This is a genomic window from Bradyrhizobium sp. (genome assembly GCF_028868675.1).
Classification (GTDB): Bacteria; Pseudomonadota; Alphaproteobacteria; order Rhizobiales; family Xanthobacteraceae; genus Bradyrhizobium.
In genome coordinates this window covers 1-23,700 of sequence record NZ_JAGWUA010000034.1, presented here as the reverse complement: position 1 = coordinate 23,700, position 23,700 = coordinate 1, and the positions used below count along the sequence as shown (strand labels likewise).

The 23,700-nt window shown below is 66.7% G+C and carries 25 protein-coding genes; 15 read left to right on the top strand and 10 right to left on the bottom strand.

Features of this window, described 5'->3' with window-relative positions:
- The first annotated feature begins 4 nt into the window (after positions 1 to 4).
- The gene (locus KGM94_RS07235) at positions 5 to 1,294 is read left to right on the top strand and encodes a glycosyltransferase family 87 protein (protein ID WP_300256364.1); all 1,290 of its coding nucleotides are present in this window, start codon (positions 5 to 7) and stop codon (positions 1,292 to 1,294) included.
- Positions 1,295 to 1,320: 26 nt separating this feature from the next.
- Positions 1,321 to 2,736 carry a M20/M25/M40 family metallo-hydrolase gene (locus tag KGM94_RS07230; RefSeq protein WP_300256362.1) on the top strand — a complete coding sequence of 472 codons (1,416 nt, stop codon included), beginning with the start codon at positions 1,321 to 1,323 and terminating at the stop codon, positions 2,734 to 2,736.
- A 33-nt stretch (positions 2,737 to 2,769) separates the two neighbouring features.
- On the opposite strand, the gene KGM94_RS07225 is transcribed toward KGM94_RS07230, so the two are convergent.
- Both KGM94_RS07225 and KGM94_RS07220 read right to left on the bottom strand, forming a co-directional pair.
- Complete coding sequence (locus KGM94_RS07225) at positions 2,770 to 2,937, bottom strand: hypothetical protein (RefSeq protein WP_300256360.1); 168 nt, start codon at positions 2,935 to 2,937, stop codon at positions 2,770 to 2,772.
- Positions 2,938 to 3,023: 86 nt separating this feature from the next.
- Positions 3,024 to 4,673: a glycosyltransferase family 39 protein gene (locus tag KGM94_RS07220; protein WP_300256358.1), complete on the bottom strand. Its 1,650-nt coding sequence runs from the start codon at positions 4,671 to 4,673 to the stop codon at positions 3,024 to 3,026.
- 312 nt (positions 4,674 to 4,985) lie between these two features.
- On the opposite strand from KGM94_RS07220, the gene KGM94_RS07215 reads away from it, so the two are divergent.
- Both KGM94_RS07215 and KGM94_RS07210 read left to right on the top strand, forming a co-directional pair.
- Positions 4,986 to 5,834 carry a DUF308 domain-containing protein gene (locus KGM94_RS07215; RefSeq protein WP_300256356.1) on the top strand — a complete coding sequence of 283 codons (849 nt, stop codon included), beginning with the start codon at positions 4,986 to 4,988 and terminating at the stop codon, positions 5,832 to 5,834.
- Positions 5,835 to 5,884: 50 nt separating this feature from the next.
- On the top strand, positions 5,885 to 6,298 hold the full coding sequence (locus KGM94_RS07210) for a MucR family transcriptional regulator (protein ID WP_300256354.1): 414 nt from the start codon (positions 5,885 to 5,887) through the stop codon (positions 6,296 to 6,298).
- An 8-nt stretch (positions 6,299 to 6,306) separates the two neighbouring features.
- On the opposite strand, the gene KGM94_RS07205 is transcribed toward KGM94_RS07210, so the two are convergent.
- Together KGM94_RS07205 and KGM94_RS07200 are read right to left on the bottom strand one after the other, a co-directional pair.
- Positions 6,307 to 6,735: a SufE family protein gene (locus KGM94_RS07205; protein WP_300256352.1), complete on the bottom strand. Its 429-nt coding sequence runs from the start codon at positions 6,733 to 6,735 to the stop codon at positions 6,307 to 6,309.
- Positions 6,736 to 6,804: 69 nt separating this feature from the next.
- Positions 6,805 to 7,197: a DUF5330 domain-containing protein gene (locus tag KGM94_RS07200; RefSeq protein ID WP_300256350.1), complete on the bottom strand. Its 393-nt coding sequence runs from the start codon at positions 7,195 to 7,197 to the stop codon at positions 6,805 to 6,807.
- 395 nt (positions 7,198 to 7,592) lie between these two features.
- On the opposite strand from KGM94_RS07200, the gene KGM94_RS07195 reads away from it, so the two are divergent.
- The 3 genes from KGM94_RS07195 to KGM94_RS07185 all read left to right on the top strand — a co-directional run bounded on the left by KGM94_RS07195 (position 7,593) and on the right by KGM94_RS07185 (position 10,570).
- Complete coding sequence (locus tag KGM94_RS07195; protein WP_300256348.1) at positions 7,593 to 9,419, top strand: PAS domain-containing sensor histidine kinase; 1,827 nt, start codon at positions 7,593 to 7,595, stop codon at positions 9,417 to 9,419.
- Positions 9,412 to 10,137, top strand: a complete 726-nt coding sequence (locus tag KGM94_RS07190; RefSeq protein ID WP_300256346.1) for a peptidoglycan-binding protein — start codon at positions 9,412 to 9,414, stop codon at positions 10,135 to 10,137. The genes KGM94_RS07195 and KGM94_RS07190 overlap by 8 nt, the downstream gene beginning before the upstream one ends.
- An 88-nt stretch (positions 10,138 to 10,225) precedes the next feature.
- Positions 10,226 to 10,570, top strand: coding sequence for a DUF1491 family protein (locus tag KGM94_RS07185; RefSeq protein ID WP_300256344.1), 345 nt, complete (start codon positions 10,226 to 10,228; stop codon positions 10,568 to 10,570).
- 4 nt (positions 10,571 to 10,574) lie between these two features.
- On the opposite strand, the gene KGM94_RS07180 is transcribed toward KGM94_RS07185, so the two are convergent.
- Positions 10,575 to 11,546, bottom strand: a complete 972-nt coding sequence (locus KGM94_RS07180; RefSeq protein WP_300256342.1) for a DUF2336 domain-containing protein — start codon at positions 11,544 to 11,546, stop codon at positions 10,575 to 10,577.
- 253 nt (positions 11,547 to 11,799) lie between these two features.
- Here KGM94_RS07180 and KGM94_RS07175 point away from each other — a divergent pair, with 253 nt between their 5' ends.
- The 6 genes from KGM94_RS07175 to KGM94_RS07150 all read left to right on the top strand — a co-directional run bounded on the left by KGM94_RS07175 (position 11,800) and on the right by KGM94_RS07150 (position 17,801).
- Positions 11,800 to 11,988 carry a hypothetical protein gene (locus KGM94_RS07175; protein WP_300256340.1) on the top strand — a complete coding sequence of 63 codons (189 nt, stop codon included), beginning with the start codon at positions 11,800 to 11,802 and terminating at the stop codon, positions 11,986 to 11,988.
- 15 nt (positions 11,989 to 12,003) lie between these two features.
- On the top strand, positions 12,004 to 12,765 hold the full coding sequence (locus tag KGM94_RS07170; RefSeq protein ID WP_300256338.1) for a hypothetical protein: 762 nt from the start codon (positions 12,004 to 12,006) through the stop codon (positions 12,763 to 12,765).
- A 309-nt stretch (positions 12,766 to 13,074) separates the two neighbouring features.
- On the top strand, positions 13,075 to 16,353 hold the full coding sequence (locus tag KGM94_RS07165; protein WP_366526218.1) for a CHAT domain-containing protein: 3,279 nt from the start codon (positions 13,075 to 13,077) through the stop codon (positions 16,351 to 16,353).
- Between the two features lie 38 nt (positions 16,354 to 16,391).
- A complete protein-coding gene (locus tag KGM94_RS07160; protein WP_300256335.1) occupies positions 16,392 to 16,832 on the top strand; it encodes a hypothetical protein in 441 nt (146 codons plus the stop codon).
- Positions 16,833 to 16,836: 4 nt separating this feature from the next.
- A complete protein-coding gene (locus KGM94_RS07155; RefSeq protein WP_300256333.1) occupies positions 16,837 to 17,034 on the top strand; it encodes a hypothetical protein in 198 nt (65 codons plus the stop codon).
- 2 nt (positions 17,035 to 17,036) lie between these two features.
- Entirely contained in the window at positions 17,037 to 17,801 is a 765-nt protein-coding gene (locus KGM94_RS07150) for a hypothetical protein (protein ID WP_300256331.1), read from the top strand.
- 138 nt (positions 17,802 to 17,939) lie between these two features.
- On the opposite strand, the gene KGM94_RS07145 is transcribed toward KGM94_RS07150, so the two are convergent.
- Together KGM94_RS07145 and KGM94_RS07140 are read right to left on the bottom strand one after the other, a co-directional pair.
- Complete coding sequence (locus tag KGM94_RS07145; protein WP_300256329.1) at positions 17,940 to 19,433, bottom strand: M20 family peptidase; 1,494 nt, start codon at positions 19,431 to 19,433, stop codon at positions 17,940 to 17,942.
- 103 nt (positions 19,434 to 19,536) lie between these two features.
- Positions 19,537 to 19,812: a metalloregulator ArsR/SmtB family transcription factor gene (locus KGM94_RS07140; protein ID WP_300256327.1), complete on the bottom strand. Its 276-nt coding sequence runs from the start codon at positions 19,810 to 19,812 to the stop codon at positions 19,537 to 19,539.
- Positions 19,813 to 20,019: 207 nt separating this feature from the next.
- Here KGM94_RS07140 and KGM94_RS07135 point away from each other — a divergent pair, with 207 nt between their 5' ends.
- Together KGM94_RS07135 and KGM94_RS07130 are read left to right on the top strand one after the other, a co-directional pair.
- Positions 20,020 to 20,331: a type II toxin-antitoxin system HigB family toxin gene (locus tag KGM94_RS07135; RefSeq protein ID WP_300256325.1), complete on the top strand. Its 312-nt coding sequence runs from the start codon at positions 20,020 to 20,022 to the stop codon at positions 20,329 to 20,331.
- Complete coding sequence (locus KGM94_RS07130; RefSeq protein WP_300256323.1) at positions 20,316 to 20,714, top strand: XRE family transcriptional regulator; 399 nt, start codon at positions 20,316 to 20,318, stop codon at positions 20,712 to 20,714. Before KGM94_RS07135 ends, KGM94_RS07130 begins: the two co-directional genes overlap by 16 nt.
- 100 nt (positions 20,715 to 20,814) lie before the next feature.
- Here KGM94_RS07130 and KGM94_RS07125 read toward each other — a convergent pair whose 3' ends face one another.
- The 3 genes from KGM94_RS07125 to KGM94_RS07115 all read right to left on the bottom strand — a co-directional run.
- Positions 20,815 to 21,399 (bottom strand): DUF1254 domain-containing protein, encoded by a 585-nt coding sequence (locus KGM94_RS07125; protein ID WP_300256321.1) that lies wholly within the window; start codon positions 21,397 to 21,399, stop codon positions 20,815 to 20,817.
- Positions 21,396 to 21,974 carry a DUF1214 domain-containing protein gene (locus KGM94_RS07120; RefSeq protein WP_300256318.1) on the bottom strand — a complete coding sequence of 193 codons (579 nt, stop codon included), beginning with the start codon at positions 21,972 to 21,974 and terminating at the stop codon, positions 21,396 to 21,398. The genes KGM94_RS07125 and KGM94_RS07120 overlap by 4 nt, the downstream gene beginning before the upstream one ends.
- A gap of 10 nt (positions 21,975 to 21,984) precedes the next feature.
- The coding region (locus KGM94_RS07115; protein ID WP_300256316.1) for a transglycosylase domain-containing protein at positions 21,985 to 23,700 on the bottom strand (1,716 nt) is incomplete at its 5' end.

Below are 23,700 nucleotides of genomic sequence, written 5' to 3'. Positions count from 1 at the left end.
GGGCGTGCTCAGGGCGCCGTCGCTGCGCGCGCCGCTCGATATCCTGTTCCTGGTCTGCTGCGTGCTGCTGACCGCCGACGTGCTCGTTCCGGAAATCCTGGGCAACGGCAAGACCAAGGACTACGCGCTGTGGTACTGGGCCGGCCAGCAGGTGCTGCACGGCGGCGATCTCTACCCCGGCGATGCGAGCGAGCAGTTTCCCTTCATCTATCCGCCGCTGCCGGCAATCCTGCTGGCGGTCCCGAGCTGGTTCGGCAAGGTCCCGCTCTATCTCTGCCTGTCGATCCTCAACGCGGTGGCGTGGTGGATGACCGCGCAATTCTCCAACGCCATGACCGGTTCGAGGCGCGTGCCGGGGCCGTGGCTGTTCGCGCTCCCCGGCTTCGTCACCGTCACCTTCGTGTTCGACATGTTCGATCTCGGCCAGCCGAACCTCGTGCTGCTCGCGATGATGCTGTACGGATTCTGGAGCCTGCAGCACCGGCGTGACTGGCTTGCCGGTTTCATGTTCGCGCTCGCCACCGGCATCAAGGTCTTCCCCATTGCGGTGCTGCCCTATCTGGTCTGGCGGCGGCAATGGGCCGCCGTCGCCAGCATGCTCGCCTTCATCGGCATCCTGCTTTTCGTCGTGCCGGCGCCCATCCGCGGCTTCCAGCACAACGCCAGCGAGCTCAAGACCTGGTATCAGGGCATGGTCGGATCGAGCTCGGAAAAGGGCTTCGGCCAGCGCGACGAGCAGAACTGGTCGTGGGTCAACCAGTCCATCATCGCCGTGACCCACCGCCTGGTGCGCCCCCTCAACTACAATCAGGAGGACCCCAGCAAGCCGCCGCGCACCATGAACGTGATCGACGTCGATTTCAAAACCGCGAACTGGATCGTGCTCGCGGTGTCGCTGGCGCTCGGGCTCGGCTTCCTCGCGGTGATGCCGCCGGATCGGCGGCGCACCGCGCGCTCGGATGCCGAGGAGCTCGGCATCCTGTTCTGCCTGATGACGGTGGCCTCGCCGCTCGCCCGGCAATATTACTTCATCTGGCTGTTCTTCCCGACGACCGTGCTGATCCATCGCGCCGCCTTCGACGAGCGGGTCAATGTGCGGCTTGGAACCTGGATCGCGCTGGCGTTTCCGGGCATCCTGATGCTGCTGGCGCTGCCGCCGTTCCCGCTGGCCCTGCAGGCCTGGGGCAACAATCTGGCGGCGACCGCCGTGCTCGCCGGTGCACTCGCCTGGCACATCCGCCATCCGCCGGCTGGCTCGCCGGACGCAGCGGAGCTAAAACCCGGATCATCATGAGACCCACGGCCATCGGGAACGAAACAATGTCCAACGCGCAGCTTCAGTCCGTGCTCGAACGCATCGATGCCGATTTCGACAACAGCCTGCAGCGCCTGTTCGCGCTGCTGCGGATCAAGTCGATCTCGGCGGATCCCGCCTTCGCCGATGACTGCAAGGCGGCGGCGGCGCATCTCGCCGGCGACATCGCGAGCCTCGGCGTTGCGACCGAGGTGCGGCCGACCGCCGGGCATCCGGCGGTGGTCGGCAAGAGCAGGACCGACGGCAAGGCAACCGGCGGTGCGCGGCCGCACGTGCTGTTCTATGGCCATTACGACGTCCAGCCGGTCGATCCGCTCGACCTCTGGAACCGCCCGCCATTCGAGCCCGTCGTGACCGAGCACGCCGACGGCCGCAAGATCATCGTCGCGCGCGGCGCCGAGGACGACAAGGGACAGGTGATGACCTTCATCGAAGCCTGCCGCGCCTGGAAGACGGTGACCGGCTCGCTGCCGATCGACGTCACCTTCCTGATCGAGGGCGAGGAGGAGGTCGGCTCGAAGAACTTCGTGCCGTTCCTCGAGGCCAACAAGGACGAGTTCAAATGCGACTATGCGCTGGTCTGCGACACCGGCATGTGGGACCCGAACACGCCGGCGATCACGACGTCACTGCGCGGGCTGCTCTATGAGGAGATCAAGATCACCGCCGCCAATCGCGACCTGCATTCCGGTGTGTTCGGCGGCGGCGCGCAGAACCCGATCCGGGTCTTGACCAAAATTCTCGGCGGCCTGTTCGACGACGACGGCCGCATCACCATTCCCGGCTTCTATGACGGGGTGAAGGACCTGCCGCCCGACATCCTGGAGCAGTGGAAGAAGCTCAATCTGACGCCGGAGACCTTCCTCAAGCCGATCGGGCTGTCGATCCCGGCGGGAGAGAAGGGGCGTCTCCTGATCGAGCAGATCTCGTCGCGCCCGACCTGCGACGTCAACGGCATCTGGGGCGGCTATATCGGCGAGGGCTCCAAGACCGTGATCCCGTCGATCGCGTCGGCCAAGGTGTCGTTCCGCCTGGTCGAGGGGCAGGATCCGCTCAAGATCCGAAAGGCCTTCCGCGAGTACGTGGCGGCGCGCATTCCGGCCGACTGTTCGGTCGCGTTCGGCGACCATTCCGCGGGCGAGGCGATCGCGCTCGACTGGAACATGAAGCCGCTGGCGGCAGCCAAGAAGGCGCTGACGGAAGAGTGGGGCCGGGAGACCGTGCTGATGGGGTCGGGCGCCTCGATCCCGATCGTCGCCGACTTCAAGCGCACGCTCGGGCTGGACTCACTGCTGGTCGGCTTCGGGCTCGACGACGACAACATCCATTCGCCGAACGAGAAGTACGACCTGAAGAGTTTTCACAAGGGCATCCGCTCATGGGCGCGCATTCTCGCGGCGCTCGCGGAGGTGAAGAATTGAGGTTGTCATTGCCGGGCTTGACCCGGCAATCCATCAAGCAAGATCAATCTGCGATGGATGCGCGCAAAGCTTCGCCGGGCTTTCGGTCTCAGGCCGGCGAAGCTTCAGCGAAGACGGCAAGCCCGCGCATGACGAGCGGAAATCATTCGACAGGTTGAGCACGAACGCAAAAACGCCGCCCGGAATTGGGCGGCGTTTCATTCCAAAATCGTGCAGAGGTCGTTCGGCGACGATACTACACGGAAATCATGGATTCTCAAGCTCGACAGCTCGAATCGCGGCGCGTCTCAGGGCGCCGGGATCGACAGCAGGCTGGAAATGCTGCGGCCGCGGATGTCGTAGACGCGGGCAAACACCACGTCGTCGCGCTTGATCTCGACCATCACGGGGGCGGTCAGGCCCTTGCAATAGAACTCGCCGAGCGTCATGGCGAAGTCGGCCGCGTTGGAGTCCCAGCCGATGGTGAAGTCGGGGCCGAGCGCGACCTGCGCCGGGCGCTGCGGACCGCAGACCGCGACCTTCCATTTGCGTCCCCGCGGCGGCACCTCCTGCCGCTCGACGATCTGCTCGCGCAGTCCGTCGGAGGCCTGCTTCAGCGCCAGGCCCCAATAGTCAAGCATGAAGCGGTCGTCGGCGCCGCGCACGGTGCCGGCGATGTGGTTGAAATGGGTGTACTGATAGGGATGCAGCCGGATCATCTCGGCGAGCGGCAGCGCAAGGCCGAAGCAGAAGGTGGCGAGCACGACCGGCTGCCAGGCCCGGTGATTGTCCCGCAGGCGCTGCATGATCCAGGCGAAGGCGATTCCGCCCAACACCGTCATCGGCGGGATGACGAAGACGAAATGGCGGATGCCGTTGTAGAGCGCAGGACGCTTCACCATCGCAACGAGGAGCGGCAGCGTGGCGGCGAGCGTCAGCATCAACAGGATCGTCTTGCGGCGCGCCGGCACGTCGCGGCGCGGCAGCACGGCGATCGTGCCGACCGCGGCGCCGATCATCAGCACGAGCAGGACTTCAGGCAATTGCAGCGCGAACAGCGTCGGCAGATAGGACCAGGGCATGTCGGGCACGGAGACCAGTGCGCCGTCGAACATCTCCTTCCAGGGCTTTTCGAAGAAGTGCGAGAAGTAGGTCAGCGCCTGGAGCGGATTGCCCGGCTCCATGATCGACCACGGCCAGATCAGGCCCATGACGAGGTAGCCGAGCACGAGGCCGGGCAGCAGCACGTACACGACGTGGGCGAAGCGGCGGAACGCTTCGCGCGCCCCTTCGCTGCGCAGCTCGTCCAGGAACAACGGCACGAAGCCGACCAGGGCGTAGATCAGCGCGAGTCCGCCGAGGATGCGCGTGCCGATCGACAGGCCGGCGCCGAGGCCGACGATCAGGATGGTGCGCGGCGAGGGCTGCGGGTATTCCTCGGCGAGCCGCACGAGGCCCAGCATCAGCACGACCATCGCGACGGCGAACGGCGCGTCCTTCGGGTTCATGAACATGTGCCCGTAGAAGGTCGGGCAGAGCGCGAGCAGCAGCAGGGCGGCGAGACCGCCGAGCGGTCCGCCGACGCGGCGTCCGAGCCGCCACGTCACCGCAAGGCCGATCACGCCGACGACCGCGCCGACGAGCCGGCGCGTCTCGAACAGTTCGAGCGGGATGACCTTGTGCAGCAGCGCCGCGGCCATGTCGAAGCCGCCGCCATACATGTAGAGGTTGGCGAAGGACAGTGCGGCGGTGTCCTTGAATCCGGATCCGAACATGCGCAGCAGCAGGTCGGCATATTCGGCGTGGGTGTAGTCGTCCCAGCCGAGACCGTAGTCGCGGAAGGTCAGGCCCGCGATCACGGCGACCGCCGCCAGCACCAGCATGGCGAGGTCGTCGCAGGTTCGTTCGACCGAGCGCCGCGACGGCGTATCGATCGCCGAGGTGGTGATGGATGTCATGGCTATCGGTAACCCGGTGTCCCGTCTCGGCCCGGCGTTCGCGCACAAGCCTGCTCCCCGGACGTCCTATAGCGCAGTTCCTTTTCCAAGTAATTGGCCATTCGGGCTAAATTCCTGATGCGACGCAACAAATTGGAGAACCCTGGACGTTGTGACAGCTAGCCGGTCGATGCTGAAGGGAATGTGAATAAGTGCCTGATTTCGCTATTTTAAGGAACGGCGCTGGCAATTCGCCGTTGGCGAGGTGCACAATATGACGGTATCGTGGCGTAGGCGGTGTCGCGCACGGCTGCGCGGCCGGGGGTGAGTTCGATGGCGCTGGCATTGTTGATCGCGGGGATTTTCGCCGCCCTGGCGGGTCTCCTTGCGATCCTATTTGGCATTCCGGTCAAGGAATTCAGCTTCGGCAACACGCTGATAATCGTCGGAGCGCTCGGCGTCTGCTCCGGACTGTTACTGATCGGCTTGTTCCAGGTCGTCACGGAGCTCAAGACCATCGCCCGCCGGCTGGGTTCGACGGCGCCATCCGACGTTCGGGTCAGGCCGGTGCTGCCGCCGGGCATCGCGACCGCGACGCTGCCGCTGCCGGAGGGAGCGGCTGCCGACGCGAAGATCGAGCCGCCGTCCACCGCATCGCCGCCGCCATGGCAGGACGAAGCCGCCACGCGGCAACATGGTGAGGCTCCTCCAGTGCCTGAAGCGCCGCCGGCGCCCGCCGAGTCGCCGCGCCGGCGCAACCTGTTGTTCGCCTCGACCTCGCGCAAGGAACGTGAGCGTGCGCAGGCGAAGGCTGTCGAAGCCCTGCCGCCCGAAATACGTCCGGCGGCGCCCGCGCCGGAACCCGCGGAAGCTCCGCCCGCGAGCTTCGACGACGCCTGGCCGAAGCCCGAGCGCATGCGGCCGGGGGAGCCGGCCGCGCCGCGTCGTCCGCCGCCGCGCAGCCCGACGACCTTCACCGAGCCCGCCGCACCGTCGGCGTCCGCCGCGCCACCCGAGCCGCGGCCGGAGCAGCCTGCCGTCACCGTGCTCAAGTCGGGCGTGGTCGACGGCATGGCCTATTCGCTTTATTCCGACGGCTCGATCGAGGCGCAGATGCCGGAAGGCATGATGCGCTTTGCCTCGATCGACGAGCTGCGCGCCCATCTCGACCAGCGCCCCTGAGGCGACGTCCGGACGCGAACCGCGGCAGAACACGCTAAAGAGGTTGAGCCATGTCAGATGGCGGCGGCAAGAACTTCATCGAGCTGACGGCGAATATCGTGTCGGCCTATCTCAGCAACAATCCGACGCCGGCGGCCGAGATCCCGAACCTGATCAGCCAGGTGCACGGCGCGCTGGTGCGGGTGTCGTCGGGGCGCATCGAAAGCCCGCTCGAGCCGACCAAACCCGCGGTCTCGCTGAAGAAGTCGATTGCGCCGGACTACCTGGTCTGTCTCGAGGACGGCAAGCGCTTCAAGTCGCTGAAGCGCCATCTGCGGACCCAGTACAACATGACGCCGGAGCAATATCGCGAGAAATGGGGCCTGCCCGCCGACTATCCCATGGTCGCGCCGAACTATGCGGTGGCGCGCTCGCAACTGGCGAAGAAAATGGGACTGGGACAGCAGCAGCGGAAGCGGAAGTAACGCGCCCCTCAGGACGCGTCCGCCAGCGCCTCCCTGGCGTCCGACTTGATGCGCTCGACCATCGAGCGCAGCCCGTTGGAGCGCTGCGGCGTCAGATGCTCGCGAAAGCCGAACTCGTCGAATACGGCCAGCGCGTCGGTGGCCAGGATCTCCTGCGGCGTGCGGCCGGAATAGAGCGACAGCAGGATCGCGACGAGCCCGCGCACGATATGTGCGTCGCTGTCGCCGCGATAGGAAAGCACCGGCGCGCCGTTGGCGCGGTCGACGTGCCTGGACAGCCAGACCTGGCTGACGCAGCCCTGCACCTTGTTCTCGGCGGAATGTTCCTGCTCCGGCATCGGCTCCAGGGTGCGGCCGAGCTCGATGACGTACCGGTAGCGGTCGTCCCAATCGTCCAGAACGGAGAAATTGTCCCTGATGTCGTCGATCGTCGTCATGATGGCCCGCGTGCGATGTTCAGGCCAATATAGGGACGCAACGGACCGAAATCGATAGGGTTTCCGGCCCTAATTGGGCGTCTCCGGTCCGCGCCATTCGAGCGCCACATCGTCCTGGGTCAGGGTATCGTGCGGCGCCTCGGCGGCGGCGACTTCATCCGGGTCCGCTGCGCCGATCGAGCCGGTGTGGTCCGGCGCCTTCTTGTCGGTGATGATCTGATAGAGCTTGCGCGCCCCGTCCTGCGCCCGTTGGCCGATGATGGCGGCGGCTTGTCCTCCGACCTCGCAGGCGGTCGGCTGACGCTTGCAGAACTGGCTCATGTCGGAGACGGCGGCGGTCGCGGCCTGCACGGCATCGGCGGCGCCGATCTGCGGCGCCTTGTCCGTTTCTGTCGTCTTGTCCCGTGGCAGGAGCACAAGCACCAGCCCGAGCCAGAATGCGATGCGGAACAGAAAGCGCATCTTGCGACCTGCGTGTTGGATCCTGCAGCGGTGGCCCCGCGGCAGCTGGCCTAGCAGCCCTCGATAAATCGCAAGTGATTGCATTGAGCTTAATTCGCCGAAAATTTTAGCGAATCGGCCGGACGCGCGAGCGTCCCGTGACGATGAGGACCGAACGCGCGCCGGTTGCTTCGTCCACCAATTCGAAACCATAAGCGACCGCAGGTGGAAACCCGGCGTTCACCATCCGCGGCAATGAGAGCCCGGAACCGAACAAAAAGACCCGCGATCTCCCGGTGTCCGGCGGCGGGCGCCGGCGCCTTAGCGTTCGTTTAATTCCACTCTGACACGGTGGCGCAACGACAAGGAGGCGTTCCGGCGCGTCTTTTCGACCGTTAAGCCGAAGCGCGAGACCCGTGACAGTTTTGAGTATCATCCGCGATTGTCTCGATGCGCTTCTGCATCCCTCGGCGCGACAGAACGCGCTGATGCGGGCACGCCATCGGGCCTTCATCGCGCCGCGGCTTCTGGGAAGCCTTGCCGCCTTCGCCGCCTTTCCCGTCTATCTCGCGATGCGCGGCGCGCCCAGCGCGCTCGAGGTCGCCGCCTTCGCCTGGCTGATCGCGCCGATCCTGCTGTCGTGGTTCCTGTCGCGCACCGGCCGCTACGAGGGGGCCCACGTGCTGTCGTCGCTGGCGCTTGCCGGCCTCGTCATGGCGGTGGCGGTCAGGACCGGCGGCATCGAATCCTTTGCCGCGATCTGGCTGATCCTGGTGCCGCTGGAAGCCGCTCTCTCGGCCTCGCGCCGCGTCGCGGCCTTCGCATCGGGGCTCGCATTGGCCTGCGTGGCGCTGCTGATCCTGCTCGGCCAGTTCGACCTCTTGCCGCTCGATCGGGCGGGCGCGGCCGAGCACGGCATGTTCATGGCGTTCGGCGTCGCGTCGGCGACGCTCTATGCGGCCGGTCTCGCCTTCAGCGCGGAGTCGCTCACGCGCACAGGCGTCTCGCTCCTGTCGATCGAGGAGGAGCGCTATCGTCTGCTCGCGCACAACATGAGCGATGCGATCTCGCGCCATCGGCGCAACGGCACGGTGCAGTTCATCTCGTCGGCCGCCGAGACCATGCTGGGGGTGCCGGTCGTACGCCTGCTCGGCCACGGCCTGTTCGACCGCGTCCACGTCGCCGACCGTCCGGCCTATCTCACCGCGCTTGCGGATGCCGCGCGCGGCGTCGTGCGCAGCGTCGAATTCAGGCTGCGGCGCGAAGGCTGCGGCGAGCGCGTTCCGGTCGATTTCATCTGGGTCGAGATGCGGTGCCGGCCGCTCGAGCCGGACGGGCGCAACGATCCGGCGGTCGAGCCCGAAGTCGTCGCGGTCATGCGCGACGTCACCGATCGCAAGAACCAGCAGCAGGCGCTCGAACAGGCGCGCGGCGCCGCGGAAGCGGCCGACGCCGCCAAGACGCGCTTCCTCGCCACCATGAGCCATGAGCTGCGCACGCCGCTCAACGCCATCATCGGCTTCTCGGAGATGCTCGTGCAGGAGCAGTCGCTGATGCTGGACGCGCCGCGCCGCAAGGAATACGCGCAGCTCATCAACGATTCCGGCCAGCATCTGCTGTCGGTCGTCAACGGCATCCTCGACATGTCCAAGATGGAATCCGGCAATTTCGAGATCGCGCCGGAGCCGTTCGCGCCCCGCGCGGCGCTGATCCATTGCTGCAATCTGCTCGCGCTGAAGGCGCGGGAGAACGGCATCGACCTCGTCAGCGACGCGCCGCAGGACCTGCCGGTGATGACCGGCGACCCGCGCGCCTTCAAGCAGATCGTGCTCAACCTCGTCTCCAACGCCGTCAAGTTCACCGAGCGCGGCGGCCAGGTCACCGTCGCCGCCGCCGTGTCGGGATCGCAGCTCGTGCTCCGCGTCAGCGACACCGGCGTCGGCATCGGGTCCGACGATCTGAAGAGGATCGGCGCGCCGTTCTTCCAGGCCGGCAAGACCTATCAGCGCCGGCACGAAGGCACGGGCCTCGGACTTTCGATCGTGAAGAGCCTGGTGGCATTGCACGACGGCGAATTCGCGGTACAAAGCCGGCTCGGCGAAGGCACCACCGTCGTCGTCAAGCTGCCGCTCGTCTGCGCGCCGCCCCAGGCCGCACGGTCCGACGGCAAGATCGCGACGCTGTCGCCGCCGCAACGTCACGAATTTCAGGACCAACCTGCTCTGGTGAAGAAGAGTGCCTAGACAGTCTGCAAGGGATTTGGATGCTCCGCGCCGCCGTGGCGCGAAAGCGGCCGCCATCGATACCGAGACCGAGCGCAATCTCGTGATGCGGGTCCTGCTGCGGAGCCCGAAGGATATCGTGGCCGGCCTCGTGGCCTTCGCCGCCGTCGGCGCCATCGTTGCCAACGCGCTGTTCCTGCAGACCGGCCGCCACCCGGCGCCGATGTTCGGCACCGTCGTCACGCTGTCCGCGCCGTCCTCCCTTTCGCTGTCGAATCCGCTGCCGCGCCCGCGTCCGCTGGCGGCCGACGCGCTGCCGCTCGAGCCGAGGCCGATGGAGTTCCGGGCCGCGGAGCCGAGGGCGGCGGAGAGGAGCGCGGAAAGGTCGCCGGACAGGCCGGTCGAGCCGACGACGGCATCGACGCCGAGATCCGCCGATCCCCTGGCCAATCTCGTCAAGGCAACGGTGTCTGCGCCCGCCTCGCCCTCGACCGCCGTCGCGCGCCCGCCGGCGCCGATTCCGGCCCAGCAGAGTCACGCAGCGCGCCGCGTTGCGGCCGTCCAGCGCGCACTGTCCGAGTACGGCTACGGCCAGCTGAAGGCGACCGGCGCGAACAACGCCGAGACCCAGGCTGCGATCGTGAAGTTCGAGCGCGAGCATCGCATGCAACCCACCGGCCAGGTGTCGGAGCGCCTGTTGCGGGAGCTCGGCTCAGCGATCGGACATCCGGTCGAGTAGTCGGGCCGGACACTGCAATCCCGCCGTCAGGCGCGTGATCCGGAAGCCGAGGCTGGCGCGACGTTTCGCGCTGGCCTATCGTCCGCTCATGCGATTGAAATCGAGCATCTGGGTGGCGGCCTATCTGCGCCGCTGCCAGACGGAAGGCGTGTTCGGCGCGGTGCGCCGGCGTGGCGCGGAGGAAGCGGGCGCGGTGTTCGTCAAGGTGTCGCTGCTCGACGGCAATGCGGCGCTCTATGTTCCGGCACCGCAGACGGTCTACGACGACAGCCGCCCGGTCGACCGCTTCTTCATGCCGGCATCGTCCCAGCCGTTGCCGGAAGGCACGGTGGAGGAACGGCTTTCGAAGGAAATCCGCTTCGATCCGGACGCCTGGATCGTGGAGACCGAAGACCGCGCCGGCCGCCACTTTCTCGAACTGGCGCGGACCTGATCGCTCAGCGCTCCGATCCGCCCGTCCGCGTGGCGGGGATCGATCCGGGCGGCACGGTCGGTCGCGATTGCGCGCCTGCGCCGCGGGCGCGCTGGCGCTCGCCATCGTAGAGCGAGGACTGGTACTTGGCGCGCGTGACGGCGAGCGTCGAGCCGCGCCAGGCGGCGAGCATCACCAGCGCCGAGCGCTCGCCCAGGCGATCGTAGAGCCGCGACAGCCGGTAGACCGTGGCGACCGACGTCCCGATCTCCGCCTTGAAGAACAACAGGATGCGCTGGAACACAGGGCTCGGCATGTCGAGCGCGCGCGCCGCGATCGCGAGCGCCTCGCCGCCGGCATCGTCCACGATCTGGGCGGAAACGCGCGCCGGCAGGATCAGGCTCTCGCCGAGTTCCAGCGCGAAGCTTTCGGCGTCGCCGGCGAAGGCCGCCATCTCCAGGGTCTCGATCGCGCGCCTGGCGCGCGCGGTGGGAATGCGGGGCGCGGCCCTCAGCGGCGTTTGCGCCAGATTGTGCAGGATCAGCGCGCGCTCGGAGGCCGAGGCGCGGAAGAACATGTCGTGGATCTCGGCCGCGTCCTTCGGCTGCATCGACATGTTCGATGCCATCCGCAATTCGGCGTCGGTCGGCTGGCGGACCGGCGCCGGCGGTACGGGCGGGGCGGGGATTTCCCGCGCCAGCGGAATCCGCCGGCCCTCCTCGGCGGGCCCGAGCCCGAGCTTCTGCATGATCGGGGCGGGCGTCGCGGGATAGATCGCAAGCCGTGCCTTGACGGCGGCGCGCGTCGCATCGTCGACCTCGTCGATCAGCCGCGAGGCGAGCTCGACGAACTGCCGCTCCTCGTCGGCGCTGTGGCCCGTCGCCTGCACGTAGAGGTCGGTCAGCACGCGCAGGAGCGTGGGGCGGATATCGACGCCCTCGCGGCGGGAGAGGGTCATCAGCCCGTCGAATCCTGGAAACAGCGGCATTGAGGTCATGAGGCTTACGCAACTCGGGAAGCTTCGTCTCCGTCAGCCTAGCGCGGGTTGTTTTAAAGCCTCGTTAAGGAAAACGAGACGTGAAGCTGGCCGCTCTTTTAAGGTGCTATCGTGCCACAATGGGATTCCCGGGCTCGCCCGTGCGGCTACGGCCCTGCAGCCGCGTTTACACCCCGTTAACCATGTGCTGATCTTAATGCACCCCATGTTGTGAGGACCGGCAGCGGTCGCGCGGCAATCAAAGAGAGCTGACATGGGCACCATCATCGAATTTCCGGCCGGTCGCCGGCTGGGCTCATCGGGGGATGTCGCTCCGCTCGCAGAGATGGGAACGGTCCTGATCCTTCCCGTGATCCGCATCGAGCGCGACCTGGATGAGACCAGCGGCGGCCGCGGTCCGGAAGAGGGCACCGCGCCGGGGCGCCGCCGTCGCCGGCGCTGAGACCGGCAAACAGCCATGCCGGAAACATCCCGCCAGATCCGGTCTCTGTCATCGGCCCTGCTGCTCGCGCTGCTCGGCGCGGCGCTCGGAGGCTGCAGCGGCGGCGATTTCGGCCGCACCCGCGCCGACATGCGCAGCGACGACATGCACCGCTGGCTCGGCGCCGAGGTCACCTCGAGCGTCGGCGTGCGCGCCTCGCAGTTCCAGCTCACCGACCAGGAGCGCCAGCTCCGCGATCTCGCCTATCCCCTGATCGAGCCGCCGCGCTCGCGACCGGCCTGGCGGAGCGTGTTCGGCGACTACAAGGCGCTGCCGTCGCCGTGGCGACAGAACGTCGTGTTCGACCGCACCACCTACGGACGCACCCTGATCGACGAGCCGCACCGCTCGCACTCTTCGCGCTATGCGCAGCTGATCGAGGACGTGCGCGACGACATCACGCGCTTCGAGCCGTTCTTCGCCAGCGCGATCCGCGTCATCGATCTCGACCGCAAGCGCGAGGCCAGCATGAAGCAGGTCTCCGAATTGTCGCCGCGCGAGCGGGAGGACGCGATCGCGCGCATGCAGGAGAACTCGCTGATCGTCCAGTGGGTGCAGCAATGCCTGGAGCGGCGCGTCTCGGCCTATCGCTGGGCGCTGGAGCGGCTGGTGATCCAGGCGCCGGACCCCATGGCCGCCGACGCCGACCGCCTGATCGGCGAGCTTGCGGCGCAGACGGCCAATCCCCCGGTCGCCGCGCAGCCGGCCTATGGCCGCGCGGTCCGCGTCCGGGGCTGACCGCAGGCGTCGCAGCATCGGCGGGAACTCCGGCCTTCCGGCTCTGTACCGCCGTGCATCCCGTCCCTTCCGCCGACTTATTGGCTTGTCGTTCCGCAGGCTATGTCGGTAAGATTGCCGCGTTGCTCGAAGTCATTTTGACCAAGGTCTTTCCCGATGCGATCAAGCGCCGCCAGCTTTGAGCGCAATGCGAGTGCTTTCCGGCGGCAACGCGCCCGCGCGCTGCTCGCGATCGGGGTTCTGGCCGCATCGGCCGGCCCCGCTCTCGCACTCACCAAGGAGGCCGCGTTCGAAAACTGTCGCCGGACCGTGGGCAGGCCGATCGTGCAGGCCTGCATGCAGGCGGCCGGCGGCAAGGCCGGCGGTGCCAACCGCGAAGCCTGCCGGGCCAGGGCGTCGCCTCAGGTCAAGGCTTGCGCCCTCGCGGCGCTCAATGCCGCGAACGGGCGCGCCAACGTCGCCGTCGAGCTTCCCAAGGAAGCCGGGCCCAAGCTGGAGCCGGGAAACGCGCTGCCCGCGGGCTTCGTCGCGCCGCCGCGCACCATCGCCGACATCACGGCGATCCTCGACGGCGAAAAGCCGGACGTGAAGGTGATCGAGGAGCTCAAGTCGGACGCCGACGCCGCGCCGACGGGAAAGGAATCGCGCGAAGACCTCGCGCAGTTCTATTTCGATCGCGCCAACGCGCGCGCGCAGCTCGGGCGGCTCGCCGAAGCCGTCGCGGACGCCGGCAAGGCCGTCGAGGTCGGACGCGGGGCCATCGACGCCAACATGATGGGCCGGCTGATGCAGCTCCAGGCCCTGCAGTATTCCGCGGCCGGCGACCCCAAGCGCGCGCTGGAGGTGATCCAGGGGCAGTTGCGCCTGACGGCCAAGATCCCGGGGGCCAGGGGATACCAGTTCAACGCCAACCGCCAGGTCGCGGCCATTCTCATCCAGATGGGCGACGTCGCCCAGGCCGAAGCCTATCTGCGCCGCACGCAGGCCGCGATCCAGGAGGCGCGCACCAGCGGCTTGCCGGGCTGGCGCGCCTCCTATGCGAGGATTGGACAGAACTGGGAGTCCGAGGTCGAGCATACGCGCGCCATGATCTTCGAGGCGCGCGGACAGTTCGCCGAGGCCGAAGCCGCCTATCGCCTGGCCGAGGAACGCAAGCGCGCGGGCATGCAGGGGCTGCTGGCGTCGGACAATCCGCCGGCCGAAAGCGTGGTGCGCAATGCGATCGACGGCACGGTGCTCAGCCAGGCGCGCATGAAGGCGCGACAGGGGAGGCTGGCGGAGGCCGAGGTCGACGCGCGTCGCGCGCTGCTCTCCAGGCTGAAGGATACCGGCAAGTACAATCCGCTGACGCCGCGCTACGTCATGGGGCTGGCCGGCATCCTGGTCGAGGAGGGCCGCTACGACGAGGCCGAGCGGTTGGCCCGCGTCTGCCTGGAGATCAACAGGACGGTCGGCGTGCCCGACGATTCCCAATCCACCGTGCAGCTGCAGTCGCAGCTCGCGGGCATCCTGACGCTGCAGCGGAAGACGCCGGAGGCCAACGAAATCTATGCTTGGATCGACGAGGCCACGGCCAAATGGGAGCCGAAGCGCCGCGAGGTGTTCGAGCTCAGCCCCTCGCGCATCCTGTCGCTCTACGCCGCCGGTCAGCTCGACGCCGGCATCGCCGCGGCCGAGCAATTGGTCAGGAAGCAGGTCGGGCGCGTCGGTGAGAATCATTTCGAAACCGCCTCGGCGCGCGGAACGCTGGCGATCGGACTGATGCGCGCGCGGCGCGACGCGGAAGCGATCCGCGAGTTCAAGGCCGCCATTCCCGTCATGATGACGCATGCGCGCGAAAACGCCGACGACGAGAACACCACCGTCGTGGCGGCGCGCAGCCAGCGGCTGCAGACGATCGTCGAGAGCTATTTCGCGCTGCTCGCGCGAGCCGAGGGTGCGACCGGCGAGGTCGGCGAGGAGACCTTCAGCCTTGCCGATGCCATTCGCGGCCAGTCGGTCCAGCAGGCGCTTGCGGCCTCGAGCGCACGCGCATCGGTGAAGGATCCGGCGCTCGCCGAACTCGTGCGCAAGGAGCAGGACCTCACCAAGCAGGTCAATGCGCAGCTCGGCGCGCTGAACAACGTGCTGGCGATCCCGTCGGCCGATCGCGACGAGAAGGGCGCGCAGCAGATCCAGGCCTCGGTCGCGGCGTTGCGCGGGGCGCGCGACAAGGCGCGCGAGGAGATCAAGCAGAAGTTCCCCTCCTATGCCGATCTCGTCTCGCCCAAGCCGCCGAGCGTGGCGGAGATCCGCGCGACGCTCGCGAGCGACGAGGCCATGCTGTCGTTCTATTTCGGGCAGAACGGCAGCTTCGTGTGGGCCGTGCCGAAATCGGGCCCAGTGGCCTTTGCCGCGGTCAACGCCAGGATCGGGGACATCGAGACCAGGATCCGCAAGCTGCGCGAGGCGCTCGAGCCGCAGGCGGCGATGATCTCGGACATCCCGCCGTTCGATCTCAAGCTCGGCTATGAGCTCTACGAGTTGCTGCTGAAGCCGGTGGAGAGCGGCTGGAAGAAGGCGAAGAACCTAATCGTCGTCACCAACGGCGCGCTCGGCCTCCTGCCGCTGTCGCTGCTGCCGACGGCGCCGAGCGAGGTCGCCGCCGACGAGGATCCGCTGTTCGTCGGCTATCGCAAGGTGCCGTGGCTCGCGCGAACCCATGCGGTGACGACCGTGCCGTCCGCGGCGGCGCTGCGGACGCTGCGGCAGTTGCCGCCAGGCAAGCCCGGGCGCGGCGAACTGGTCGCGTTCGGCGATCCCTATTTCAACAAGGAGCAGCAGGCAGAGGCGGAGGGCGACGCATCCAAGGGCCAGGTTCAGGTTGCCGAAGCTGGCGGCAACGTGACGCGCGGCATGCCGCTGAAGCGGCGCAACAGTCCGAAGCTCGAGGGCGTCGACAGCGCCGAACTCGGCCTGTTGCCGCGGCTGCCCGACACTTCGGAGGAATTGAAGTCGATTGCGCTGGCGCTGCAGGCGGACCCGTCCAAGGTGCTGTTCCTCGGCAAGGACGCGACCGAGGGCGCGGTCAAGCACATGAATCTGTCCGGCTACAAGATTTTGGCCTTTGCGACCCACGGGCTGGTTCCGGGCGAGCTCAACGGCCTGACCCAGCCCGCGCTGGCGCTGTCCTCGCCGCTGGTGACGGGCGAGGAGGGCGACGGGCTCCTGACCATGGAGGAGATCCTGGGCCTCAAGCTCGACGCGGACTGGGTCATCCTGTCGGCGTGCAACACCGGTGCCGGAGCGGGGGCGGGCGCGGAGGCTGCGTCGGGGCTTGGCCGGGCGTTCTTCTATGCCGGCACGCGGGCGCTGCTCGTGACGAACTGGTCGGTGCATTCGCAGTCGGCGCGGCAATTGGTGACGGATCTCTTCAAACGCCAGGCCGACGATCCGAAACTCGGGCGCAGCGAGGCGTTGCGTCAGGCGATGATGGCGCTGGTGGACGGGCCCGGTTATCTGAACGGCGACGGCAAGACGGAATTTTCCTATGCCCATCCGCTGTTCTGGGCGCCGTACACGATCATCGGCGATGGCGGTGTGCGATAGGTTGACGGCATTCGGATGAAACTGCGGATGGGACCACGATGAGAAAAAGGTTGCTTGGCTCGGTTGCGGCTGCGCTTCTGATCTCGGGGGCGGCGCAGGCGACGCAGTTGATCACCGAAGAAGAGGCCAAACTGCCGCCGCCGAAGGGCGCGGTGGCGGCCGACCGGCGCGGCATCATGCGCGGTCCGAAGGTCGAATTCGTTTCGCCCGGCGACACCGTGAGCTCGCCGATGCGGCTTCAGGTGAAGTTCGAGTCCTTCGGCGGAGCGAAGATCGATCCTGATACCGTCAAGGTGTTCTTCCTGCGCACGCCGAACGTGGACCTCACCCCGCGCGTCAAGCCCTTCGTGCACGCGGATGGCATCAACATGCAGGACGCCGAGCTGCCGCCGGGCGAGTACATGGTCAGGGTCGACATCAAGGACAGCGACGGCCGTCCCGGCACCGCCAGCTTCACCCTGAAGATCGCGCCGCGATGAAGCGATGAAGTGCATCTATTGCCAATGCGAGAACGTCGAGGGCGCGCTGGTCTGCGCCTCGTGCTCGCGCGATGTCGCCCCGCCCGCCAAGCTGCTCGCCGAACGCGACGATCTCCTGCGCAAGCGGGAGCATCTGCGCGACGAGTTGCGGCGGGCGCGAGACGAGATCGAGAGGTTCCGAAGCCGCGGGAAGTCGACCTAGCGATGGAATGTCCGTTCTGCGCCGAGACGATCAAGGACGAGGCCATCGTCTGCAAGCATTGCTCGCGCGACCTGCGGGTGGTGCGGCCGTTGCTTCTCGAGATCGACGAGATCGTGGCCGATCTCGACAAGCTCAGACGCGACCTCGACCGGGTCAACGTGCGCCTCGAACGCTACAGGCACCCGCTGCGATATCTCACGACGCATGCGGTGCTGTACGTCGTCATCCCCTCGGCGCTGCTGGTGGTCGCGCACATCCTCGTCACCATCGCCTTCGATCTCTCCCCGATTCCGCTGCGGATCGCCTCGATCGTGATACCGCTGCTGTTCGGCTTCGTGGCTCATCCCCTGCACCGGCTCTCGACCCTGGCCGCGCTGGTGCTGGGGCTGTCGGCGGCTGCCCTCAGCATTCTGTCGATGCTGACGGTGACGGGCCTCCACGATCGCGTTCCGATCCTGCCTGAAGCGTGGGTCGAGTGGCGCGAGGTGATCGAATACGGGATGAGCATCGTGCTGGCCTTCGTGTCCGGTCATACGCTGGGCGTCCTGATCTTCCAGGTGCTGCCGCGCGTGCTGACGCAGGGCGGCAAGCCGAACGCGTTTGCCTTCCGGATGGCGCGTCTGCTGGGCGCGCATGTCGGCGAGGAGCAACTCCGCCGCAGGGCACGGCTGATCCAGGATCTGATGCAGACCGCCGGCCCCCTGGTCGGCGTCGCCGCCACCGCGGTCGGCTCGATCTATGCGGGGCTGAAGGGGCTGCTCGGATAGTGGGCTCTTTCGCCGCCTGATCGCGCCTTTTCGGCTCCGTCGGGCAACATCGCAGTCCGTCGCTTGTCATCGGACCGGATCGTATGCGCGGCATGGAGCAAATCAAAATTCTCCTCCCGTATCGGCCTGCGCGTGCCGTCAGTTTGTTCGCTGGAACGCAGCCGAAGTCATCAGACGGGCATAGAACCGGATCATCTCCGCGTAGTTGCGAAGCGAGATCCGTTCGTCCGTGCCATGAAAGCGGGCCAGGTCCTCGTTGCGCGCCCTGACAGGCGTAAAGCGATAGACGTCGTCCGCGACGTCGATGTAATGGCGGCTGTCGGTGAAGCCCATCATGAGGCCCGGAGCCACGATGGCGTCCGGGAATACTTCCCTGACAGTCGTTCGAATCCTCTCGTAGGCCGCACTGTCGGTGCGTGAGACCGGAGTAGCCTCCCAGGGGGCGCCGATCGGCTCGATCGACACCGAGTCGTCGGCCACCGCTCTGCGCGTGCGCTCCAGGACCGCCGCCTTCGAGTCGCCCGGCAGGAGACGGAAGTTGATCACGGCCTGCGCGTTTCCGGGCAGCGAACTCTCCTTGTTTCCGGCATTGAAGATCGTGGGAGCCAGGGTGGTCCGCAGCATGGCCCGACCTCCGCTGCTGGCCTCCAATTTCCATCGGACAACAGGGTCGAACAGCCACAGGTTCGAAAGCAGCACGCGATTGACTCCGCCGATCTCGGGGGCAACGGTCTCCAGCATTTGCCGGACCAGGCCGTTGATTTTCGTATTCATCTGCTTGCGCTCGACCCGGTCGAGCGCGACGGCCAAAGTGGAAATGGCCATCCGCTCCGGCGGGAGGGAGGAGTGGCCCGGCTGTGCTTCGGTGGAGAGGCTCAGGTTCATGTAGCCCTTCTCTGCAACCCCGATGAGGGCCACCGGCTTGTCAAGGCCGCTCATGCCCCCCTCGCTGATGAGCAGGCCTTCATCGAGGACGAATGCAAGATGCACACCACGCTTTTTCAGGAGCGCGGCAATGTGCTTCGCACCCTGTTCTCCGGCCGAGGTGCCCGTTTCCTCGTCGTGACCGAACGCGAGATACACCGTTTGGCGCGGCCTTTCGCCGTTTGCGATCAGGCGTTCCACAGCTTCCATGATCGCCATGAGGCATCCCTTGTCGTCCCACGCGCCGCGCCCCCAGACATACCCGTCGGCGATCACGCCTTCGAATGGCGGATAGGTCCACTTGCTTTCGGTACCCGGCGCGATCGGAACCACGTCCGAATGCGCCATCAGAAGAATCGGGGCTGCTGTCGGATCATGGCCTTGCCACGTGAAGAGAAGGCTGGATTCGTTGACGATCTCCCGTTTGAGATTCTGGTGCAGCCGCGGGAATTGACGTTCCAGGAATTCCCTGAACTCCGCATGTGCGGGACCGGGCGCAGGAGCGCGATCGTTCGAGATGGTTCGGATGCGAACGGCGCCTGCCAGCCGTTCGGCGGCAGCCTGGACATCCAATGGCATCGGCTGGATGGCATCTGGCGTCGGTTGCCGGCTGGAAAGCAGCCACGTTCGTGCTGCCAATATTGTGACGAGCCCCAGCAACAGCGCCGGCAGCGTCCACGACAAACCGCGCATGGTTCTCGAGATCATCGGTTTGCATCCTTGGCAAGTAGTGTCGACGACACGTCTAATATCCATATATCTAGTTTTATGGTGATATTTGGACAAATTTTTTTGCGCGGGACTCTTCGTCCTATTTTAGGCCCGCACAACACTCGCTCTTCACATAGGTGAGGACGTCGTTGACCATTCGAAAATTCGCGGTGCAGATGACTTCCCTGCCGCGCCTTTCCTGTTCCAGGAGCCCTGCCTTCGTAAGGCTGGCGACGTGATGAGCGAGGGTTGTTGCAGGAATACCCAGGCGCTCCTGCAAGGACCCGATATTGGCTCCGTCCGGACCCGCCTTCACAAGCAGCTTGAAGATACGCAACCGTGTGCGGTTGCCGAGCGCGGCAAGCGCATCGGCCACCTTCTGTTCCGTGAGGTCGTTTCGTCCAACCATAAGACAACTATAAAACTAGTGATATAGGAGTCAAGAGTGATACGAGCGGATCTTGCGCTGACGCTGGTGATTGCAGGCATCTGTCGGCGACACCGAGGTATAGGCCTGGCTGACCGGCACCTTGAGCTTGAGTTGAAGCTTGTCACCAAATTGGTGACGTGATATCGTTCCTCGATGCAGGTGATCGCCCGTCGGACCCTCAGGGAATTTTGGGCGCGTCACCCACACGGTGAGGGTCCGATCCGCGCCTGGTTCGCGGTGGTCGCCAAGGCGCGGTGGGCCAATCCGGCCGACATAAAGCGGCAGTTCGGTGGCACCGTCGACTTCGTGGGAGATAATTGGGTCATCTTTGATCTCGGTGGCAACAAGTACAGGCTTATCGCCTACGTGTCATTCACGTTTGGCCGCGTGCTCGTAAAGTTCATCGGCACACATGCCGAATACGATCGCATCGATCCGGAGACCGTATCATGGCGAAAAAAATGATCCGTCCGCTTCGCTCCGAGGCCGACTACGACGAGGCTCTCGAGGAAATCGAGCGCTACTTCGAGAACGAGCCAAAGCCGGGCACGGCGGAGGCCGATCAATTCGACCTCCTCGCATTGATCATCGAAGACTATGAACGCAAGCGTTGGCCGATCGAACCACCCGATGCAATTGATGCGATCCGCTACCGCATGGAAACGGGCGACTATACTCAGGCCGACCTTGGCCGTCTGCTCGGCTCGCGCCAGCGCGCATCCGATATTCTCACCGGGAAGCGTCCACTGACGATGAGAATGGCATGGAGGCTGTACCGAGAATGGGGCATCCCGGCGGAGGCGCTCATCGGGCCTCCGCCGACGCGCGGACGAAGGTCGGCCGCGTGATCGCCCGTTCTTGGCGCAGTCGCAAGAATGACGCCATTCGGCGGCTGAAGGTGCGCGCCCGGGCTGAAGGGGCTGCTCGGATAGGGCAGGCGGCCCGCGCTCAGCGCCGGCCGCGCCGCGTCTCGGCCTTGGCCGGCGGCTCGGTCTGCACCGCGCAGGTCGCGGCCGCGAGCGAGGCCTGCGCCTGCGGCATCAGGCCGGGCTCGGCGGCGAGCGCCTTCATCACGATCAGGCCCGTCGCGGTCGGGGAATCGATGATCAGGCGGTCGGCCGCCGTGACCTCCTCGTCCTCCGGCAGCTCGTTGTGCTGGGCTTCCGTCATCAGGTCGAGCTCGATCACCTTCTTGCCGGCGGAGCGGTCGTTGATGGCGTAATAGGCGATCTCGTTACGGGTGTAGAACGACACCGAGGTGTAGGCCTGGCTGACCGGCACCTTGAGCTTGAGCGGGCCGCCGGCGAGGTTGTAGCGGCAGATCGCCACCGCGAAGGCCGGGTCCATGAACGGCATCGGCGAGACGCCGGGATCGGCGAGCGGGAGCTGGGTGACGGCGTTTTCCTTCGTCGTCGGCGTCAGCCGCGAATAGGCGTCCTGGGTCGCGATGCGCGGCAGCGCCAGCACGCTGACGAGATGGACCACGAGCCCGAGCAGCACGCCGGCGACGATGGTGAACGCGAGGCGGATCATGGGCAGCCCACCGTCGCGATCGTGGGCATCGGCGCGTCGCGCTTGGTGCGGGTGGCCACGCCGACGGGCGTATCGTAGAGCCGCAGCATCAGGGCGTAGCGCTCGATCCCGCCGGTCGGCAGCCAGTTGCCGGATCGGGAGCGCGAGGCGATGCGGATCTCGAACGAGCCGTCCGACTGGCGGATGATCTCCTGGCTGGTGAAGCCGTAGCGCTGTAGCGAGTTGGCGACGAGATGGCCCTTGCGGTCATAGAGCGTCAGCGTCCAGAACCGCGCCGGCGGCGTCACGCCGGAAACCACCACGTCGCAGCGGCCGTCGAGCGCCTTCCTCCTGTCGTCGGTGGTCGCCGTGAACGCCACGCCGTCGCCGGTGCCGATCGGCAGTTCGCCGCTGCGCACGATGGTGGCGCGTGAATAGGGGTCGACGTCGGCGGTGCCGGTCCGGGGCCGCGCGGTCCAGGCGCCGATGGTCAGCGCACCGATGTCGGTGCCGCGCGTCGTCGTCATCCAGGTGGCGCCGACGCCAACGACGGTGGCGAGCAGCAGCGCGGTCAATGTGATGATGATCAGCCGCACGGGAGTATGGTCAGTTCTTGCGCTGCGTGGACGAGCCGGCAGTCTCCGCCGCATAGTTCTGCGGGAAAGCCAGCGCGCTCGACGATTCCGGCCGGGCCGGCTTCGACGTATCGTCCGACGACGTTTTGGTTGCGGTCCTGGCCGCCTCGTCGAGCAGCTTCTCGACGCGCACCAGGATATCGGCGCCGCGCTTGGTCAGCACCGGCGGCGGACCGGGCTTGGTCTCCAGCACCTTCGGCGCCGCCGGGTTGACCGCGGCATTCGCCGCCAGCGGCTGCGGCGGCAGCTTCTGGCCCATGCCGACGCCGGCGATTTCCCTGACCTCGACGCCCTGGTGGGCGGCGACCATGATGTCGTGCCAGGTCTGCGCCGGCAGCGAGCCGCCGGTCATGCGGTTGGTCGGCGAATAGTCGTCGTTGCCGTACCAGACGGCGCAGGTGAAGTTGCCGGTGTAGCCGACGAACCAGGCGTCGCGGTAGGCGTTGGTGGTGCCGGTCTTGCCGGCGGTCGGAATGCCGTCCAGCGCTGCACGGCGCGCGGTGCCCTCGCTGACCACGTGGCTCATCATGCCGGCCATGTCGGCTGCGATGTTGGCCGGGATCGCCTGACGCGGCTTCGGACCGTCGCGGTCCCAGCGCCAGACCAGGTCGCCGGCGCCGGTGCGCACCTCCAGCACCGCATGCGGGGTCACCGCCTTGCCCTTGTTGGGGAAGGTCGCATAGGCGACCGCGTGCTCGAGCACGGTGACTTCGTCCGAGCCGATCGGCAGCGACGGCGTGTCCGGCAGCGGCGCCTTGAGGCCGAAGCGGCGGGCGACCTCGATGATCTTGGCGCGGCCGGCCTTCGGGCCGTCCTTGCCGCCGAGCGCGATCGACAGCTTCACCGGCACGACGTTGATCGAGCGGGTGATCGCCTGCGTCAGCGTCACCGAGCCGGAATAGGAATGGCCATAGTTCTGCGGGCACCAATTGCCGATGCAGACCGGGCCGTCGACCACGATCGAGGTCGGCTTGAAGCCGTTCAGCAGCGCGGTGGTGTAGACATAGGGCTTGAACGACGAGCCGGGCTGGCGATAGGCGTCGACCGCGCGGTTGAACTGGCTCGCGCCGTAGTCGCGGCCGCCGACCATGGCGCGGACGCCGCCGTCGAGATCGGCCACCACGGTCGCGGCCTGCGTCGCGTGATAATCGCGGCCGAACTGGCGGAGCTGGTTCTCGATCGCTTCCTCGGCCGCGCGCTGCACGTTCATGTCGATCGAGGTGCGAACGACGAACACGCGCTCGGTGTAGGACTTCGGAAAGGTGTCGACGAGCTTGCGCATCTCGTCGAAGGCGTAGTCGAGATAGTAGTTCGGCGAGTTCTCGTCGCGGCGGTCGACCGCGAAGGCCGGGTTGCGGCGGGCGCCGAACACCTGGCCTTCGGTCATGAAGCCGGCGTCGACCAGATTGTCGAGCACCACGTTGGCGCGGGCGCGCGCCGCGGGCAGGTTGATGTGCGGGGCGTACTTGGTCGGGGCCTTGAACAGGCCGGCGAGCATCGCGGCCTCGGCGAGGTTCACGTCGCGGGCCGACTTGTTGAAGTAGAAGTGTGCCGCGCCGTCGACGCCGAAGGTGCCGCCGCCCATATAGGCGCGGTCGAGGTAGAGCTTCAGGATCTCGTTCTTGGTCAGGCGCCATTCCAGCCAGACCGCCAGGAACGCCTCGTTGATCTTGCGCTCGATGGTGCG

Bases quoted from the DNA above. Each gene is read 5' to 3' on its own strand.
- KGM94_RS07205 (WP_300256352.1), bottom strand. From the start codon at position 6,735: ATGACGACGATCGACGACATCAGGGACAATTTCTCCGTTCTGGACGAT.
- KGM94_RS07135 (WP_300256325.1), top strand. From the start codon at position 20,020: ATGCAGGTGATCGCCCGTCGGACCCTCAGGGAATTTTGGGCGCGTCAC.
- KGM94_RS07210 (WP_300256354.1), top strand. From the start codon at position 5,885: ATGTCAGATGGCGGCGGCAAGAACTTCATCGAGCTGACGGCGAATATC.
- KGM94_RS07170 (WP_300256338.1), top strand. From the start codon at position 12,004: ATGCCGGAAACATCCCGCCAGATCCGGTCTCTGTCATCGGCCCTGCTG.
- KGM94_RS07175 (WP_300256340.1), top strand. From the start codon at position 11,800: ATGGGCACCATCATCGAATTTCCGGCCGGTCGCCGGCTGGGCTCATCG.
- KGM94_RS07155 (WP_300256333.1), top strand. From the start codon at position 16,837: ATGAAGTGCATCTATTGCCAATGCGAGAACGTCGAGGGCGCGCTGGTC.
- KGM94_RS07150 (WP_300256331.1), top strand. From the start codon at position 17,037: ATGGAATGTCCGTTCTGCGCCGAGACGATCAAGGACGAGGCCATCGTC.
- KGM94_RS07220 (WP_300256358.1), bottom strand. From the start codon at position 4,673: ATGACATCCATCACCACCTCGGCGATCGATACGCCGTCGCGGCGCTCG.
- KGM94_RS07160 (WP_300256335.1), top strand. From the start codon at position 16,392: ATGAGAAAAAGGTTGCTTGGCTCGGTTGCGGCTGCGCTTCTGATCTCG.
- KGM94_RS07125 (WP_300256321.1), bottom strand. From the start codon at position 21,399: ATGATCCGCCTCGCGTTCACCATCGTCGCCGGCGTGCTGCTCGGGCTC.
- KGM94_RS07180 (WP_300256342.1), bottom strand. From the start codon at position 11,546: ATGACCTCAATGCCGCTGTTTCCAGGATTCGACGGGCTGATGACCCTC.
- KGM94_RS07145 (WP_300256329.1), bottom strand. From the start codon at position 19,433: ATGATCTCGAGAACCATGCGCGGTTTGTCGTGGACGCTGCCGGCGCTG.
- KGM94_RS07185 (WP_300256344.1), top strand. From the start codon at position 10,226: ATGCGATTGAAATCGAGCATCTGGGTGGCGGCCTATCTGCGCCGCTGC.
- KGM94_RS07225 (WP_300256360.1), bottom strand. From the start codon at position 2,937: ATGAAACGCCGCCCAATTCCGGGCGGCGTTTTTGCGTTCGTGCTCAAC.
- KGM94_RS07230 (WP_300256362.1), top strand. From the start codon at position 1,321: ATGTCCAACGCGCAGCTTCAGTCCGTGCTCGAACGCATCGATGCCGAT.
- KGM94_RS07215 (WP_300256356.1), top strand. From the start codon at position 4,986: ATGGCGCTGGCATTGTTGATCGCGGGGATTTTCGCCGCCCTGGCGGGT.
- KGM94_RS07200 (WP_300256350.1), bottom strand. From the start codon at position 7,197: ATGCGCTTTCTGTTCCGCATCGCATTCTGGCTCGGGCTGGTGCTTGTG.
- KGM94_RS07130 (WP_300256323.1), top strand. From the start codon at position 20,316: ATGGCGAAAAAAATGATCCGTCCGCTTCGCTCCGAGGCCGACTACGAC.